General features: G+C 64.5%; 16 protein-coding genes. All 16 read right to left on the bottom strand.

Annotated features, from left to right (window positions below; all coding sequences use genetic code 11):
* Positions 1-140: 140 nt before the first annotated feature.
* Positions 141-1,484 (bottom strand): DUF3443 domain-containing protein, encoded by a 1,344-nt coding sequence (locus BGRAMDRAFT_RS21395; RefSeq protein ID WP_006050908.1) that lies wholly within the window; start codon positions 1,482-1,484, stop codon positions 141-143.
* Positions 1,485-1,496: 12 nt separating this feature from the next.
* Entirely contained in the window at positions 1,497-2,021 is a 525-nt protein-coding gene (locus tag BGRAMDRAFT_RS21390; RefSeq protein WP_006050907.1) for a DUF2844 domain-containing protein, read from the bottom strand.
* A 263-nt stretch (positions 2,022-2,284) separates the two neighbouring features.
* Positions 2,285-2,995: a protein phosphatase CheZ gene (cheZ, locus tag BGRAMDRAFT_RS21385; protein WP_006050906.1), complete on the bottom strand. Its 711-nt coding sequence runs from the start codon at positions 2,993-2,995 to the stop codon at positions 2,285-2,287.
* A gap of 1 nt (position 2,996) precedes the next feature.
* On the bottom strand, positions 2,997-3,392 hold the full coding sequence (gene cheY, locus BGRAMDRAFT_RS21380) for a chemotaxis response regulator CheY (protein ID WP_006050905.1): 396 nt from the start codon (positions 3,390-3,392) through the stop codon (positions 2,997-2,999).
* A gap of 59 nt (positions 3,393-3,451) precedes the next feature.
* Positions 3,452-4,540, bottom strand: coding sequence for a protein-glutamate methylesterase/protein-glutamine glutaminase (locus tag BGRAMDRAFT_RS21375; protein WP_006050904.1), 1,089 nt, complete (start codon positions 4,538-4,540; stop codon positions 3,452-3,454).
* Between the two features lie 5 nt (positions 4,541-4,545).
* Positions 4,546-5,367, bottom strand: coding sequence for a chemoreceptor glutamine deamidase CheD (gene cheD, locus BGRAMDRAFT_RS21370; RefSeq protein WP_006050903.1), 822 nt, complete (start codon positions 5,365-5,367; stop codon positions 4,546-4,548).
* Positions 5,364-6,332, bottom strand: a complete 969-nt coding sequence (locus tag BGRAMDRAFT_RS21365; RefSeq protein WP_006050902.1) for a CheR family methyltransferase — start codon at positions 6,330-6,332, stop codon at positions 5,364-5,366. Before BGRAMDRAFT_RS21365 ends, cheD begins: the two co-directional genes overlap by 4 nt.
* Entirely contained in the window at positions 6,329-6,517 is a 189-nt protein-coding gene (locus tag BGRAMDRAFT_RS21360) for a hypothetical protein (protein ID WP_029970958.1), read from the bottom strand. Before BGRAMDRAFT_RS21360 ends, BGRAMDRAFT_RS21365 begins: the two co-directional genes overlap by 4 nt.
* Before the next feature lie 15 nt (positions 6,518-6,532).
* Positions 6,533-8,455, bottom strand: a complete 1,923-nt coding sequence (locus tag BGRAMDRAFT_RS21355; protein WP_006050901.1) for a methyl-accepting chemotaxis protein — start codon at positions 8,453-8,455, stop codon at positions 6,533-6,535.
* A gap of 42 nt (positions 8,456-8,497) precedes the next feature.
* Entirely contained in the window at positions 8,498-9,028 is a 531-nt protein-coding gene (locus tag BGRAMDRAFT_RS21350) for a chemotaxis protein CheW (RefSeq protein WP_006050900.1), read from the bottom strand.
* A gap of 63 nt (positions 9,029-9,091) precedes the next feature.
* Positions 9,092-11,389 (bottom strand): chemotaxis protein CheA, encoded by a 2,298-nt coding sequence (cheA, locus tag BGRAMDRAFT_RS21345; protein WP_006050899.1) that lies wholly within the window; start codon positions 11,387-11,389, stop codon positions 9,092-9,094.
* Positions 11,390-11,473: 84 nt separating this feature from the next.
* Positions 11,474-11,851 carry a response regulator gene (locus BGRAMDRAFT_RS21340; protein WP_006050897.1) on the bottom strand — a complete coding sequence of 126 codons (378 nt, stop codon included), beginning with the start codon at positions 11,849-11,851 and terminating at the stop codon, positions 11,474-11,476.
* An 84-nt stretch (positions 11,852-11,935) separates the two neighbouring features.
* Positions 11,936-12,943 (bottom strand): flagellar motor protein MotB, encoded by a 1,008-nt coding sequence (gene motB, locus BGRAMDRAFT_RS21335; protein WP_006050896.1) that lies wholly within the window; start codon positions 12,941-12,943, stop codon positions 11,936-11,938.
* 18 nt (positions 12,944-12,961) lie between these two features.
* Positions 12,962-13,822, bottom strand: a complete 861-nt coding sequence (motA, locus tag BGRAMDRAFT_RS21330) for a flagellar motor stator protein MotA (RefSeq protein ID WP_006050895.1) — start codon at positions 13,820-13,822, stop codon at positions 12,962-12,964.
* A 233-nt stretch (positions 13,823-14,055) separates the two neighbouring features.
* Positions 14,056-14,616 carry a flagellar transcriptional regulator FlhC gene (gene flhC, locus BGRAMDRAFT_RS21325; protein ID WP_006050894.1) on the bottom strand — a complete coding sequence of 187 codons (561 nt, stop codon included), beginning with the start codon at positions 14,614-14,616 and terminating at the stop codon, positions 14,056-14,058.
* Between the two features lie 49 nt (positions 14,617-14,665).
* The gene (gene flhD / locus BGRAMDRAFT_RS21320) at positions 14,666-14,986 is read right to left on the bottom strand and encodes a flagellar transcriptional regulator FlhD (protein WP_006050893.1); all 321 of its coding nucleotides are present in this window, start codon (positions 14,984-14,986) and stop codon (positions 14,666-14,668) included.
* Positions 14,987-15,089 lie beyond the last annotated feature (103 nt).

Raw genomic sequence — 15,089 nt, 5'->3', positions numbered from 1 at the left:
GGCGGATAAGGAAGGAGAAACCGGGGCTTTTCGGCGGATGGACAAGCGGCGCGCGAAACCGCGCGCCGCCGCAAAAAACAACGCCCGCGCTGTTGAGCGCGGGCGCCGTGGAGAGCCTTCAGGCGTTGCGTTGCCGCAGACTAGCTTGCGTAGGCCACGAACGGCGCCTGGGTGCCGCCGGTCGGCCGCAGGTCGAAGCCGTGATAAACGTGGCGTCCGTAGAAGAACGGCAAACCGAGGTCGAACGCGGCGAGCCCGCCGATCTGACCGGCCAGGTCGTTGAACGCATAGTTGGTGCCGTTACCGAATAGCGTCGACGCACTCTGGATGCCGATATTCGCCACCGCCTGCACGCTGTTCTGGCCGACCAGCGTGATGGAGCGGGTCTGCGCGCCGGACGGGCAATAGAAGCCCGAGAAGTTGCTGCCGCACAGCGTGAGCGAGCTGTCGTTGAAGAAATAGCCGTTTGAGCCCGAATCCAGGAACGCCGTGACCGTGTTGCCGTTGAACACGCTGTTGGTCAGGTCGCCTGCGCCGTCGGTGGTGAAGGTCTGCGCGGAGCCGAGCGCATTGTTCGACTGCGTGCCGATGCCGAATACCAGCGTGCCGGTGGCCGAAGCCGCGCCGTTGTCGCCGATGGGCGGCATTTGTACGATCACGCCGTTGTTGTCGACGGGGAATTTAGCGACCGGATTGGCGACCTGGCTCGCGAGCGGAACCGCGGTGCGCGTGCAAGATGTACCGCCCGGGCACGAGAAGTAATTGCTGTACGTCGCAGCCGTGGACGCGTTCGCGCAGGTCGAGCCGCAATCGTAAAGCGCGGTGCCGATGCCGATGATGCCGTTCGCGCCGAGATCGTTCGCCGTGTTCTCCGCCGAGCCGCTGCCGCAACCCGCCGACGGCGTCGTGCTCGCGGGCTTGTCGCCGATGATCTGCAACGGAACAGCCGCAGTCGTCGTTTCGCCGCCGATGGTCACGGTCGCGGTGCGCACACTGCCCCACGTGTAGCCGTCGGCGAAAGTCGCGCATTCGGCGAGCTGGCCGCCGCTTGTCGACGTGCTGATCGGCAAGCCGGCCTGCATCGTCGAATTCAGCGCCGAATTGACGATGCGCAGACCGAACGAGCCCGTGTCGACCTGAATGTTGTTGATCGTCTGACACGTCGCGGTGCCGGGCACACACACCGTCACGCTGATCGTGGGAATGTTGATGACGCCGGTAACGCCGTGGGCCACCGTGATCGCGACCGTGTTTGCGGCAGTCGCGGCGATCGGCTGCTGCGTCGGGCTGGGCGGCAAGCCACTCGACGAACTGCCGCCCGCGGAGCCGCCTGTCGAGCCGCCGGTTGAACCGGTCGAGCCGCTGCTGGAACTGGAGCCGCTATCGCCGCCGCCACCGCACGCGGCGAGCGCCGACACCAGCACGACGGTTGCCACAACCTGAGTCCAGTCCTTGAGTTTCTTCGCAATGTGCATGGTTCGCATCGTTCGTCCTCGTTACTGGATGTCGGAGCCGCTGACGCCGGCAGGCAGCGCGGGCGGCAGCCACGCGCGGCCGCTGAACGCGCCCATATGGCCGCCGGACTGGACAACGAGGCTGCTCTGATCGACCGCAACGGGGCCGCGTGCGCCGCCGCGCGCGGCGCGCACCGCCTTCACGCCGGCCACGTACTGCGGAAAGTAGCTGCCGAGCAGTTCGTTCAGATCGGGCATTTGCGGGCCGCGCCAGGTGATGGCGAAGACGGTGCCGTCAGTGGTGAGATATTCGCGCACCACCGTGCCGTTGCCGAGCGTGGTTTCACGCACGGTGTACGACGCCGTAGCCGAAGCGGAAGAAGCCGCGCCCGATGCGGAGCGAATCACGGCGCTCGAGGGCTGCAAGGTGCGGGCGGATACCGACGCGTCCGCCGGAGGCGTCATTGGGGCGCCGCCGAGCGCCGCGTGAGCGGACGGCACGGCCGACAACGAACAGGACAACATAAGCGCCGTAACCAGACCGGCGCGGCGTACACGACTGCGCATGACGAGACTCCTCCCTGACTGCTGGCCGGCTTGCGCGTGCTGCGAACCGGCTGCGTTTTAGGCAAATCATAGGGCGCGGAGGGGCCGCATTCTCGAGGAAAACCTCACGATGCAAGCCTCCGGTGACAGCGTTCACCGTCACGCCGCGCCGCTCATTGACCCCATAGTATGCCTGCGGTTTGTGTCCAGAGACAGCACGCGCGCGCAGGAGCGCGGCTTGCTATTCATACTGTTCGGCCGCGCGCCGCGAGGGCGAGGGCCGCTCAGAAACCGAGGCTGGCGAGCAGGTCGTCGACCTGCGATTGATCCTGCACCACGTCAGTTTTGCCTTCCGGATTGATCTGCGGCCCATTCAGCAGATGCTCCGGGCTGCCGGTCGGCGAGACTTCCGCGACGAGGGCCGCGGCATGCGCGGCGAACTGTTCGCGCCGCTCGAGCGCGATGTTTTCGACGAGCACGCCGAGCAACTGCTGCTCGATCAGATACACGACGTCGGTGATCTTCTTGATCACCTGGCCGGTCAGATCCTGGAAGTCCTGCGCGAGCATGATCTCCATGAGCTGCGAGTTGGTCGCGGTGGTCGCCGTGGGCACGCCGCGCAAAAACTCGCGCGTGTCGTTCATGAGCGCGCGCACTTCGGCGCGTTCGATCGGCGCCGAATACCATTGCTCCCAACGCGCGTCGAGTTCGCCGGCGTCTTTTTGCAACTGCTCCTGAATCGGTTTCGCGATGTCGATCGAGGACAGCACGCGCTCGGCGGCCTGCTCGGTCATGTTCGCGATGTACTTCAGACGGTCGCGTGCATCGGGTACGGCTTCCGCCGCGCGCTCGACGTGTTTGTCGAGCCCGAGCTCGCGCATCGAATCACGCAGCGTACGTGTCAGTTGTCCAATGCGGGCGAGGATGCGGTCTGACGCGAAGTCGCCGCTCTCGTTGACCGCTTCGGCGCCAGGCGCATTGGTCGGCAGGTTCACATCAGCTCCCAGTCTTGGCCATCTTCTCGAGAATCTTGTTGAGCTTCTCGTCCAGCGTTGCAGCCGTGAACGGCTTCACGACATAACCGCTCGCGCCTGCCTGAGCCGCGGCGATAATGTTTTCCTTCTTCGACTCGGCCGTCACCATCAGCACCGGCAGATGCTTGAGGTTGGCGTCGGCGCGGATTTCCTTGAGCATCGCGAGCCCGTCGAGGTTCGGCATGTTCCAGTCGGAAATCACGAAGTCGTAGGTGCCGCCGCGCAGACGCGCGAGACCGGCCTGGCCGTCTTCGGCTTCGTCGACGTTACCGTAGCCCAGCTCTTTCAGGAGGTTGCGAACGATCCGGCGCATCGTCGGAAAGTCGTCCACTACCAGAAACTTCATTGCCTTATCCATTTGATTCCCTTTACTTGATTCACGGTGCGGCGTGTGACCGCCTCAATTCGAACGGCGCATCAAACCCGCTGAACGCGATCGCCCATCGACGCAAGACGCGCCATCACGCGCCGGCTCATGTCCGGCAGCGACGCGATTTCGTCGGCCGCGCCAAGCGCAATCGCTTCACGCGGCATGCCGAACACGATGCAGCTCGCCTCGTCCTGCGCAAGGGTGTAGGCCCCTGCCTTTTTCATCTCCAGCAAACCCGCGGCGCCGTCACGCCCCATCCCGGTCAGGATCACTCCGACCGCATTCTTGCCCGCATGCTGCGCGGCCGAACGAAACAGCACATCCACCGAAGGACGATGCCGGTTCACTGGCGGATCGTCCGACAGATGCGCGATGTAGTTCGCGCCGCTGCGGGCAAGCAGCAGGTGAGCGTGGCCGGGTGCGATATACGCATGTCCCGGCAGCACGCGTTCGCCGTGCTCAGCTTCTTTAACGGTAATCCGGCACAAACCATTGAGGCGTTGCGCAAAAGATTTTGTGAAACCGGGCGGCATATGCTGCGCGATCAGCACCGCGGGCGCATCCGGCGGCAACGGCACGAGCACTTCGCGGATGGCTTCGGTGCCGCCCGTCGACGCGCCGACGATGATCAGCTTCTCGGTACTCAGCAGCGGATTGTTGAAGAGCGGCGCGGCGGTAACGGGCGCATGCGCGCCGGCAGCGGGCGCGTGATGCGCCGGCGCCGCCTGGCGCACACGCGCGCGCGCCGCGGCGCGAATCTTGTCGGCGAGCTTTTCCGAATAGTCGAGCATGCCGTCGCGAATGCCCACCTTCGGCTTGGTCACGAAATCCACCGCGCCGAGTTCCAGCGCGCGCAGCGTGATTTCATTGCCGCGCTCGGTCAGCGACGACACCATCACGACCGGCATCGGCCGCAAGCGCATGAGCTTCTCGAGAAAGTCGAGGCCGTCCATGCGCGGCATTTCGACGTCGAGCGTCAACACGTCCGGGTTGTGCTGCTTGATGAGGTCGCGCGCGACGAGCGGGTCGGGCGCGGTTGCGACGACGGTCATATCCGGCTGGCCGTTGATGATCTCCGTCATCAGGCTGCGGATTAGCGCCGAATCGTCGACACACAGTACTTTGATCTTTTGCACAGCGCTCACGCCTCCTCTACGGTTCTGGCGTTAGTTGAATTAGTCGGGCGCGGGGTCGAGCCGAACAGTTCGATGCGCGGCTTCGCTGCGCCGGCGCTGTTTGATGGACCATTCGCGCCGCCTGCGGCACCGAAAAGCTCGACCTTCGGCTTGGCCCCGCCCGAAGCGCCGAACAGTTCGACCCTGGGCCGCGCGGCGGCCGGCGTCGCAAACAGCTCGACGCGCTTTCTCGCGGCGGCAAGCCGTTCGGCGCGCGCTTCGGCGGTCTGCCGCATGAGCGTCTGTTCGCGCTCGGCCACGCTCGGGTCCTGTTGCAGACGCAACTTCTTCACCATCACCTGGCCCGTGCGCGGCATGAAAGCGACCTTGCGCGGATGCGAGCCCTGCAAATCTTCGGCGACGATGCGAATCTTTTCGAGCGCGAGATAGCGGCGCACGAATTCCGAATTGCGATCGCCGATATTAATCGTCGTCATGCCCGCGAGCACCGCGCCGCCGCCGAACACCTTCGCTTCGAAACGCTCGCGCCGGCCGCCGGCTTTAATCAGCTCGTTGATCAGCACTTCCATCGCGTAGGCGCCGTAGCGCATCGAATCCGATGCCGCCTGGCCGACTTCCGCGCCGTCGTCGGGCAACATGAAGTGATTCATGCCGCCGATGCCGGCCGTGCGATCCTGAATGCAGGCCGCGACGCATGAACCGAGCACGGTGACGAGCACCATGTCGTCGTGCGTGGTGTAGAACTCGTTCGGCAACAGCTTCACGCCGGGGCGTTGGAAGTGGTTGTCGTAGTAGAGATTGGTTGCGATAGGCAAGGCGCTGCTCATACCGTCACCCCGCTCGTCGTCGCGCTCGTCGTGCTCGTGGTCGTGCTTGTCGATGCCGTCGTACGTGCCGGCGCGCGTGCGCCCGCTGCATCGCGCGTCAGTTCATACACGGTCTGGCCGCGCAGCCTGAACGCCTGCGTGACATACGTGAAGTTCTCCGAATGGCCGGCGAACAGCAGACCGCCCGACTTCATCAGCGGATCGAAGCGCGAGAGCACCTGCGCCTGCGTCGGCTTGTCGAAATAGATCATCACGTTGCGGCAGAAGATCGCGTCGAACTGCGTGCGCAACTGGTAATCGCGGTCGGTGAGGTTCAACTGCTCGAAGCGCACCATCTGGCGCACTTGCGGACGCACCTTCACCATGCCGGCATGCGCGCCCGTGCCCTTCAGGAAGAAGCGCTTGAGCCGCTCGGGCGACAGGTGCTTCACCTGATCGAACTGGTACACGCCGGCTTCGGCTTTCGCGAGCACCTGCGTGTCGATGTCGGTGGCAAGCACCGTGGCCTGGCGCGCGCCGCTTTCGCCGAGTGCTTCGATCAGCGTCATCGCGATCGAATACGGCTCCTCGCCCGTCGAGGCCGCCGAGCACCACACGGAAACCGGCTGCGCGCGACGCGCGACGAAGTCCGCGAGAATCGGAAAGTGATGCGCCTCGCGGAAGAACGCGGTCAGGTTCGTGGTCAGCGAATTGGTGAACGCTTCCCACTCGGCCGGATCGTTTTCCGCTTCGAGCAGATCGAGATACTGCTTGAACGAATCGAGGCCGCGGGCGCGCAGCCGGCGCGCGAGGCGGCTATACGCCATGTCGCGCTTGTGATCGGAGAGGGAAATGCCGGCGCTGCGGTGAATCAGTTCGCGAATGCGGTCGAAATCCGCGGAGGTGAATTCGAAATCACGTCCCTGTTCGCCGGACCGGGTCGGCTCCGGTCGGTCGGTGCGTTGCTGTGCGCGCGTTGCCATCATGAAAGTTCCTGCCTGCGATACGAGCCATCACGCTTGCCCGACGGACGTACCGGCGAGCAAGGGATTGTTTTTGCGGGGTCGCGCCCGCCCGCAAGTTCCATCACCATGCAGTCGGCCCGCGACACGCCGTAAAAGCGTGCTTCGATGATTCGCGCCCGCTGGCGCGAGATATCGAATGACTGCATGTTTCATCGCCATGTTTAAAAGGTTTCCCAGTCGGCGTCCGATCCCGCCGAGCTTGCGCTCGCCGCTGCGGGACGTGCCGCCGGCTCGAATGCCGCGCGAGGCGTCTTCGGCTTGAGCGCGGGTTCGACGCGTGCGGTGCCTGCTTGTCCAGCGGCTGCTTGCTGGTTGGCCGGAGCCGCTGCTGCGCTGTTTGCGGTCGTCGCGTGAGTTGCCGCATGCGCCGTCGCGTTTGCCGTTGCCGCATGCGCCACCGAGCCATTTGCCGTCGCTTGCGCGGCACGCGGCGCGGCCTTTGCCGCAGGCTTGCGGCTCGTGCTCATGGCACGCGCCTTCACTTGCGGCACGGCCGGCGCGCTCGGAGCACTGAAGCCGCGACCCGAACCGCTGCCAACCTTCCAGCCGCTCAGCACGGCCTGCAACTGACGCGTCTGATCTTCGAGCGACCCTGCTGCTGCCGCCGCTTCTTCGACGAGCGCGGCGTTCTGCTGCGTCACTTCGTCCATCTGCACGACCGCGCGATTGACCTGCTCGATGCCGCCCGATTGCTCCTCGGAAGCCGCGCTGATCTCGCCCATGATGTCGGTCACGCGGCGCACGGCCTGCACGATCTCGTCCATCGTCGTGCCCGCGCGTCCGACGAGTGTCGAGCCGCTTTGCACCTTGTCGGCGGAGTCGCCGATCAGTTCCTTGATTTCCTTCGCGGCGCTTGCGCTGCGCTGCGCGAGGCTGCGCACTTCGCCCGCCACGACCGCGAAGCCGCGGCCCTGTTCGCCGGCACGCGCCGCTTCGACCGCCGCGTTGAGCGCGAGGATGTTGGTCTGGAACGCAATGCCTTCGATCACGCCGATGATGTCGACCACCTTGCTCGAACTGGTCGCGATGTCCTGCATCGTCGTCACGACCTGGCTCACCACGTCGCCGCCGCGCGTCGCGATGTCGGACGCATTCACCGCGAGCTGGCTCGCCTGGCGCGCGTTCTCGGCGTTCTGCCGCACGGTGCCCGTGAGTTGTTCCATGCTCTGCGCCGTTTGCTGCAACGACGCGGCCTGCTGTTCGGTACGCTGCGACAGATCGGTGTTGCCCATCGCGATTTCGCGCGCGCCGGTGTCGATCGACTCGGTGCTGCTGCGCACCGCCGTCACCATCGACGCCATGCTTTCCTGCATCCGCTTGATGCCGGCAAAGAGGCGGCCGATTTCGTTGTGGCTCGTCACCTCGATCGTTTCCGACAGATCGCCCGACGCGATCCGCTCGAAGCATTCGCTTGCATCCTGCAGCGGCTTCACGATCAGGCCGCGCAGCGCGAAGCGCAGGCCGACCACGAGCAGCAGCGCGAGCGCGGAGAACGCGATGATGAGCGTCGTCATCAGCGAAATGTTCGACTGCGCGCCGGCCTGCTGATCCACCGCCTGTTGCTGCAGACTTTTGATGACCGCCGACGCCGCGTTGTCGTAGACGACGAACATCGGGCTGATCTTCGTGTCGGCGATCGCGTGGTACGCGGCCATATCGTTCGCGCGCAGCGCGGCGAACTCGGGCTCCATGCCGTCGCGCACGAGCGTCGTGCGGCGCGCCAGCAGTTCGTCCATCTGCGCCTGGTCGACGCCGGTCTTCGGCGCGTCGAGATAGGTCTGCCAGTTCTTGTTGCTGAAGCCGTACAACTCGACCGCGCGGTCCAGCACCTTCTTCGCGGTTTCGGTGTCGCCCGCCGCGGTGAGCGCGGTGAAGCGATCCAGCGAGACACGCGAGCGCAGCAGATAGGCCGAAGCGTCGTCGAGCGCGTGAATCGCGACGAGGTCGCCGCGCGCGATACGGTCGAGCGAACGGCTCGCGCTGCCGAGCGCCGTCAGCCCAAGCACGCCGACCACCATGGTCAGCGCGACGAGAATGATCCCCACTAGCGTGAGCGATGTGCGAATCGACCACCTGCTTAGCATCTCAATGCTCCCTGTTCCTAACTTTTCTGAACGCCGCGGCGGTTACACGCCAAGCGTTTCGATGAGCGCCATTTCACGGCTCGTCATCAGCTTCTCGATGTCCATCAGAATCAGCATGCGGCCGTCGACGGTGCCGAGGCCCGTCAGATACTCGGTCGTCAGCGTCGCGCCGAACTCCGGCGCGGGCATGATCTGATCGACGGCGAGCGTCAGCACGTCGGACACGCCGTCCACCACCATGCCCACCACGCGATGCGCGACGTTCAGGATGATCACGACGGTCTGATGGTCGTACTCGACGCGGCCCAGATGAAACTTGATGCGCATGTCGACGATCGGCACGATGATGCCGCGCAGATTGATGACGCCCTTGATGAACTCGGGCGCATTGGCGATGCGCGTCACGTTGTCGTAGCCGCGGATTTCCTGCACCTTGAGAATGTCGATGCCGTACTCTTCGGCGCCGAGCGTGAAGACGAGGAATTCCTGACCGCCGGCATCGGCCTGCTGCGCGTCGCGGCGACCATTCGTCGCGTTCGCGACGCTCGAATTGATGGATTGAACTTCTGCCACGTTAGCCCCCAAACGGTTGGGATAAATTGAGTTGAGTGAGTGATACGTCGAGCCGGGCGGACATCATGCGAGGCTCATTGCGCCATGCGCGTTGCGCGATTCGCGGTTCAGCGCCGCCACGTCCACGATCAGCGCGACGCGGCCGTCGCCCAGAATGGTCGCTGCGGAAATGCCGCGCACCTTGCGGTAATTCGTTTCCAGATTCTTCACGACGACCTGCTGCTGTCCCACCAGCTCGTCGATCAGCATCGCAAAGCGGCGCCCCTCGGTCTGCATGATGGTGACGATGCCCTGGGTCGGCTCCTGCTTCGCGCCGTCGACGTTGAACACCTCGTGCAACGCGACGAGCGGCAGATATTCGCCGCGCACGCGCACCACGCGCTCGCCGTTGGCGACCGTGTAGATGTCCTCGGCTTGCGGCTGCAGCGACTCCATCACGAAGTTCAGCGGCAGAATGAAGATCTCGTTGCCGACCTTGACGGACATGCCGTCGAGAATCGCAAGCGTGAGCGGCAAAACGATGCGCGTCGTGCTGCCCTTGCCGGCGTGCGACGTGATTTCCACGTGACCGCCCATCGACTGGATGTTGCGCTTCACCACGTCCATGCCGACGCCGCGGCCGGAGACGTCCGTGACCTGCTCCGCCGTCGAGAAGCCCGGCAGGAAGATGAGGTTCCAGACTTCCTCGTCGGTCATGCTTTCGCTGACCTGCATGCCCTGCTTCGCGGCCTTCGCGAGAATCTTGTCGCGGCGCAGGCCGGCGCCGTCGTCGCTCACTTCGATGACGATGTTGCCGCCATGATGTGCCGCCGACAGAACCAGTTGGCCGGTCGCGTCCTTGCCTGCTGCGCGGCGCGCTTCGACGGTTTCGATGCCGTGGTCGAGGCTGTTGCGCACGAGGTGCGTCAACGGGTCGATGATCCGCTCGATCAGGCTCTTGTCGAGTTCGGTCGCCTGACCGAAGGTGACGAGCTCCACTTCCTTGCCGAGTTTCGCCGCGAGATCGCGCACGAGACGCGGGAAGCGGCTGAACACATAATCCATCGGCATCATGCGGATCGACATGACGGCTTCCTGCAGATCGCGCGCGTTGCGCTCGAGCTGCGCCATGCCGTTGAACAGGCGATCGTGCAGCGCCGGGTCGAACGTGCTGGTGGTTTCCGCCAGCATCGCTTGCGTGATCACCAGTTCGCCGACGAGGTTGATCAACTGATCGACCTTTTCGACGCCGACGCGAATCGAGCTGCCTTCCGCGCCGCCTGCCGCTGCTGCGGGGCGGGCGGCCTTGCGGTCGGAGTCTGCCGCGGCGGGTGCTGCGGCGGCAGAAGCTGCAGGAGCAGCCGCCGGTTTAGCCGCGGCGGGAACCGGAGCCGGCGCTGCGGCCTTCGCAGGCTCGGCTGCGCGTTCCGCCTGCGCCGGCGCTGCCGCCTGCTGCGCCGGTTCGGCAGCCGCTGAGTGTTGGGTGGCGGCCGAAGCCGCCGGTGCTGCTTGCGCCGGAGACGAGGGCTCAGCGTCGGGCGTTCCAGGTTCGCCTTGCTGAGCACCGTCCGCCGGCGCGGTTCCGCGGCCGATCGAAATCTGACTTTCGTCGATCACGAAGCAGCACACGGCGATGATGTCGTCGGACGTGACATCGGTCTGAAGCCACAGCGTGAGATCGCCGCCGCTCTTGACCTGCCCGACGATGTTGCCCAGGTTGCCCAGCTCTTCGGCGAGCAGTTCCTGGTCCTTCGCATCAACGCCCCGTAGCGTAATTTTCAGATGCGGGCCGGCGGCGTCGTTCGCGTCGCCGGCTCCTTCGGCTTGCCCGGTCTGTGCCGGTTCGCCGTCATTCCATTCGCCCGCCGCCTGCACCGCCTGATCGACGACGTGCTCGGGCGCGCTGCCTTCTTCTACTGTTGCGAATTCTTCGATCGGCGCGGCCACCGCGACTTCGACCGGCGCCGCAGCAGCCGGCGCGGCCATGCCGCGGCTTTCCGCGTGCAACTGCTCGAGCTTCGCGCAGATCGCCTTCGCGACCGCGGCGTCCGGCTCGGCGCTCGCGCGGTAGTCGGCGAGCTGGCCCGAGAGCACGTCCTTGGTTTCGAGGAACGTGTCGATCATGTCCTTGCGCAACACGAGTTCGTTATTGCGCGCACGGTCGAGCAGCGATTCGAGGATGTGAGTCGTTTCCGTCAGCGCGGTAAAGCCGAACGTCGCCGCGCCGCCCTTGATCGAATGCGCCGCGCGGAAGATTGCCGCGAGGTCTTCGGGATCGGGATGCGCGATGTCCAGATTGAGCAGCAACTGCTCCATCTGCGCGAGCAGTTCGTCCGCTTCGTCGAAGAACGTCTGATAGAACTGAGTGATGTCGAGTGTCATGCCTGGGTCACCGCGAGAGTTCCTGTCTAGGCCTGGGCTACCTTGCCGCAGCGTCGAGAGCTTCTATAACTTGCTAGGGTTGCGTTATGCGTGATCTGGCTCGGCCAGAGCCGCGACCAGTTCGGTCAGCAGTTCGGGGTCGAGCGGCTTTTCGATCCAGCCGGTCGCGCCCGCTTCGCGCGCCGCGGCCTTGAACGGCTCGCCCGATTCCGTCGTCAGGACGAGGATGGGCGTGTCCGCATAAGCCGGATTGCCGCGCAGCTCGGCGATCAGATCGAGGCCGGTCTTGCCCGGCATGTGCTGATCGGTGAGCACCAGGTCGAACCGCACGGCGAGCGCGTTTTCGAGCCCTTCCGCGCCGTCCGCCGCGAGTGTCACCTCATAGCCGGCCGCCGTCAGCGTCGCGGAAAGAATCTGCCGCATCGATGCCGAATCGTCGATTGCCAGGATATGCCTGATCATGAAAACCTCGCTGCACTTACGCTGTGAATCGCCTGGCTGTCCGCGCCGCTCTGGCGCAGGAACGGCCGGGCGACCGTCTTCCTGTTACTGAGTCGCCGGCGTTGCCGCCGGCACCTTCGGCGCGACCGTCACGGGCGGCGCCAGTTTTTGCAGCAGCGGCTTTGAGCCCGCTGCGTCGTCCGACAAGGTCGTCGTGGTGGAGTCGTCATGGTTGAGCGCCTCCTCGGACTTCCGGTTCAGCACGATGACGCTGATGCGGCGGTTTTCCGGATCCATCGGGTCCGCCTTGTTCAGGTTCTGCGTCGACGCGAGACCGAGTACGCGCATCACCTTTGCTTCGTCCATCCCACCTGCGATCAGCTCGCGGCGCGACGCATTGGCGCGGTCCGCGGACAGTTCCCAGTTGCTGTAACCCTTCTCGCCGCCCGCGTACTGCGCGGCGTCGGTGTGACCCTGCACGATGATCCGGTTCGGCACGTCGTTCAGCGTGTGGCCGATCTCGCGCAGAATGTCGCGCATGTACGGCTCCACCTGATCTCTCGCGGTCGCGAACATCGGCCGCTTCTGCGAGTCGACGATCTCGATGCGCAAGCCGGTCAGCGTCGAGTCGATGCGAATCTGCTGCTTGAACTGGCGCAGCACCGGATTCGCTTCGATCGCCGCCATCAGCTTCACCTGCAAGTCGTGCAAGCGAACCTGCTCGCGACGCTCCAACTCGCCCTGCAACTGCTTCATCGAGTCTTCGCTGCTCTTTGACACCGTGCGCTCGGCGCGATTGTTCGAACCGTCGGTCGAGCGCGTCACGCCCTGCGCGTCGGTCGAGATATCACGGCCGCCGCCCTTCAGAATGCTCGAGTCTTCCGCGCTGCGGTCGCCGCCCCACAGCGTGATCTTCAACGGCTGGTTGAAGTACTCCGCGATGCCCTTCAACTGCACCGTGGATGCCGAGCTCAGCAGCCACATCAGCAGGAAGAACGCCATCATCGCGGTCATGAAGTCCGCATACGCGAGCTTCCAGGCGCCGCCGTGGTGGCCGGCCTTCTTCGGCGCAGCGCGCTTGACGACAATGGCGCGGTCTTTGTCCTTGCTCATCGGTTCGTCCCGGCGCCCTTACTTGGCCTTCACGCGGCGCACGTGCTCTTCGAGCTCGGCGAACGACGGACGCTCGGTCGAGAACAGCACCTTGCGGCCGAACTCGACGGCGATCGCCGGTGCATAGCCGTTCAGGCTCGCGAGAATCGTCACCTTGATGCACTGGAACATCTTGGTCGACTCGGTCACGCGCTGTTCCGCGACGCTCGCAAGCGGCCCGATCAGTCCATACGAAAGCAGAATGCCGAGGAAGGTGCCGACCAGTGCCTGCGCAATCATTTCGCCGAGCACGGCAGGCGGCTTGTCGGCCGATGCCATCGTGTGCACCACGCCCATGACCGCGGCCACGATACCGAACGCCGGCATCGCGTCGCCGACCTTGTTCAGCGCATGCGCGGGCGCTTCGCCTTCCTGGTGATGCGTTTCGATCTCTTCGTCCATCAGACTTTCGATCTCGAACGCATTCATGTTGCCGCCCACCATCAGCCGCAGGTAGTCGGTCAGAAACTCGATGATGTGATGGTCAGCGAGAATCTTCGGGTACTGCGTGAAGATCGGACTCTTCGACGGATCGTCGATGTCCGCTTCCAGCGTCAGCGTGCCTTCCTTGCGCGCCTTGGCGAGCAGGACGTAGAGGAGCGCCATCAGCTCCATGTAGACGTCCTTGTTGTACTTCGCGCCCTTGAACAGGGTTGGAATGACGCGCAGCGTTGCCTTGATCGTCTTCATCCCGTTACCGAGGATGAACGCGCCGACGCCTGCGCCGACGATCATCAGCACTTCAACGGGCTGCAACAGCGCGCCGAGATGGCCGCCTTCCAGCGCGTAACCGCCGAAAACGGACAAAAGCGTCACGAGTGTTCCCACGAAAATCAGCACTGCCGAGCCCTCACAAAGAAGCGACGGTGACCGTCGTTAAACTGGTTTACGGCAACACAGCAGAAAACTTTGACGGAAAAGCGGCTTGCCGCGACGGTGTAAACCAGAGGCGGACGCGGTCGGCAAGGCGCCGCTTGCGGAAGGTTTGGCGCTGGGTTGCGTTGCGCCGGGCGGGCAAGCCCGCGGCATAAGGCGATGAATGCAGGGCCCCGTGGCGGCGACCGCTGCGGGCGCTAGGCGTCGAGCGCCGCGAGGCTCTCGCGGGCGCGGGCGTCGGCGACTTTCTTTGTCTTACCGGCGCGCGATGGCGGCTGGCACAGTCCGCAGACGAACCCATGCTTCGGGTCGTGAGCGTGTGCGACGAAATGTCCGCCGCAGCGGCAGCAGGGCGTGATCTGCAGCATGCCCGAGTCGAAGAAACGCACGAGCGTCCACGCGCGCGTGAGGCTGAGCACGGGTTCGTCATCGTGCAACTGCACGTGCTCGCGATACAGCCGGTAGCTCTTCACGATCGACTGGATCGTCGCGCAGCCGCCATGATCGGCCATGAAACGGTAGATGTTGTAGAACAGCGAGGAGTGAAAGTTTGGCTGCCAGGTCATGAACCAGTCGGTCGAAAACGGCAGCATGCCCTTGGGCGGCGAAACTCCTTTCAGTTCCTTGTACAGCTTGATGAGCCGGTCGCGCGACAGGCTCGTTTCCGCTTCGAGCAGTTGCAAACGCGCGCCGAGTTCGATCAGTTCGATGGCCAGGGTGATTTCCTTGACTTCGAGCACCACACTTTTATATGCCATCCTGCTTGCGTCCCGTCCCGATTGCCTTGCCGAAGCTGCGAAACGCCATTCAGCCGAGCTGCTCGACCGGCTGGCTGGCCATCAGAATCGCGGAATGCGCCTGCGCGACGGCGCTGGACTTGCCCTTGTCCGCGAGTGCGGAGAGCACGGCATGATCGTCGAAACGGAAACGGCACAACACCTGATTGGACGCCGCGAGCTTGACGGTCTGCGCCAACGAGAGGTTGGCGAGCACATCGGCTAGCTGGTCCGAGATCCCCATGCGAAACATGCCCATCGGCTTGTCTTCGCGAAGCAGGCGCTGCGCGAGCAGGAGATAAGACAGGTTGACTTCTCTGATCTCATTGAGCATTTCGCTTGTCGCGCTCATGATTCCCCCGGGGTGTATCTGGCTGGTCAGGCCGTTACGGAAACGTTTGCTCGGACGCGCGCACTTAAACGCACGAATCGGCTCGTTTCTGGTCTTGCGGCCA

The organism is Paraburkholderia graminis C4D1M (assembly GCF_000172415.1).
GTDB classification, from domain to species: domain Bacteria; phylum Pseudomonadota; class Gammaproteobacteria; order Burkholderiales; family Burkholderiaceae; genus Paraburkholderia; species Paraburkholderia graminis.
Note: the sequence above shows the minus strand (reverse complement) of the source record. Positions and strands in the feature narration are given on the sequence as shown.

What these genes read in the sequence shown, in the direction of transcription:
- motB (WP_006050896.1), bottom strand. Translation starts at nt 12,943, where the DNA reads ATGAGCAAGGACAAAGACCGCGCCATTGTCGTCAAGCGCGCTGCGCCG.
- BGRAMDRAFT_RS21365 (WP_006050902.1), bottom strand. Translation starts at nt 6,332, where the DNA reads ATGATGGCAACGCGCGCACAGCAACGCACCGACCGACCGGAGCCGACC.
- BGRAMDRAFT_RS21395 (WP_006050908.1), bottom strand. Translation starts at nt 1,484, where the DNA reads ATGCGAACCATGCACATTGCGAAGAAACTCAAGGACTGGACTCAGGTT.
- flhC (WP_006050894.1), bottom strand. Translation starts at nt 14,616, where the DNA reads ATGGCATATAAAAGTGTGGTGCTCGAAGTCAAGGAAATCACCCTGGCC.
- BGRAMDRAFT_RS21355 (WP_006050901.1), bottom strand. Translation starts at nt 8,455, where the DNA reads ATGCTAAGCAGGTGGTCGATTCGCACATCGCTCACGCTAGTGGGGATC.
- BGRAMDRAFT_RS21340 (WP_006050897.1), bottom strand. Translation starts at nt 11,851, where the DNA reads ATGATCAGGCATATCCTGGCAATCGACGATTCGGCATCGATGCGGCAG.
- cheA (WP_006050899.1), bottom strand. Translation starts at nt 11,389, where the DNA reads ATGACACTCGACATCACTCAGTTCTATCAGACGTTCTTCGACGAAGCG.
- flhD (WP_006050893.1), bottom strand. Translation starts at nt 14,986, where the DNA reads ATGAGCGCGACAAGCGAAATGCTCAATGAGATCAGAGAAGTCAACCTG.
- cheY (WP_006050905.1), bottom strand. Translation starts at nt 3,392, where the DNA reads ATGGATAAGGCAATGAAGTTTCTGGTAGTGGACGACTTTCCGACGATG.
- BGRAMDRAFT_RS21360 (WP_029970958.1), bottom strand. Translation starts at nt 6,517, where the DNA reads ATGCAGTCATTCGATATCTCGCGCCAGCGGGCGCGAATCATCGAAGCA.
- BGRAMDRAFT_RS21390 (WP_006050907.1), bottom strand. Translation starts at nt 2,021, where the DNA reads ATGCGCAGTCGTGTACGCCGCGCCGGTCTGGTTACGGCGCTTATGTTG.
- cheD (WP_006050903.1), bottom strand. Translation starts at nt 5,367, where the DNA reads ATGAGCAGCGCCTTGCCTATCGCAACCAATCTCTACTACGACAACCAC.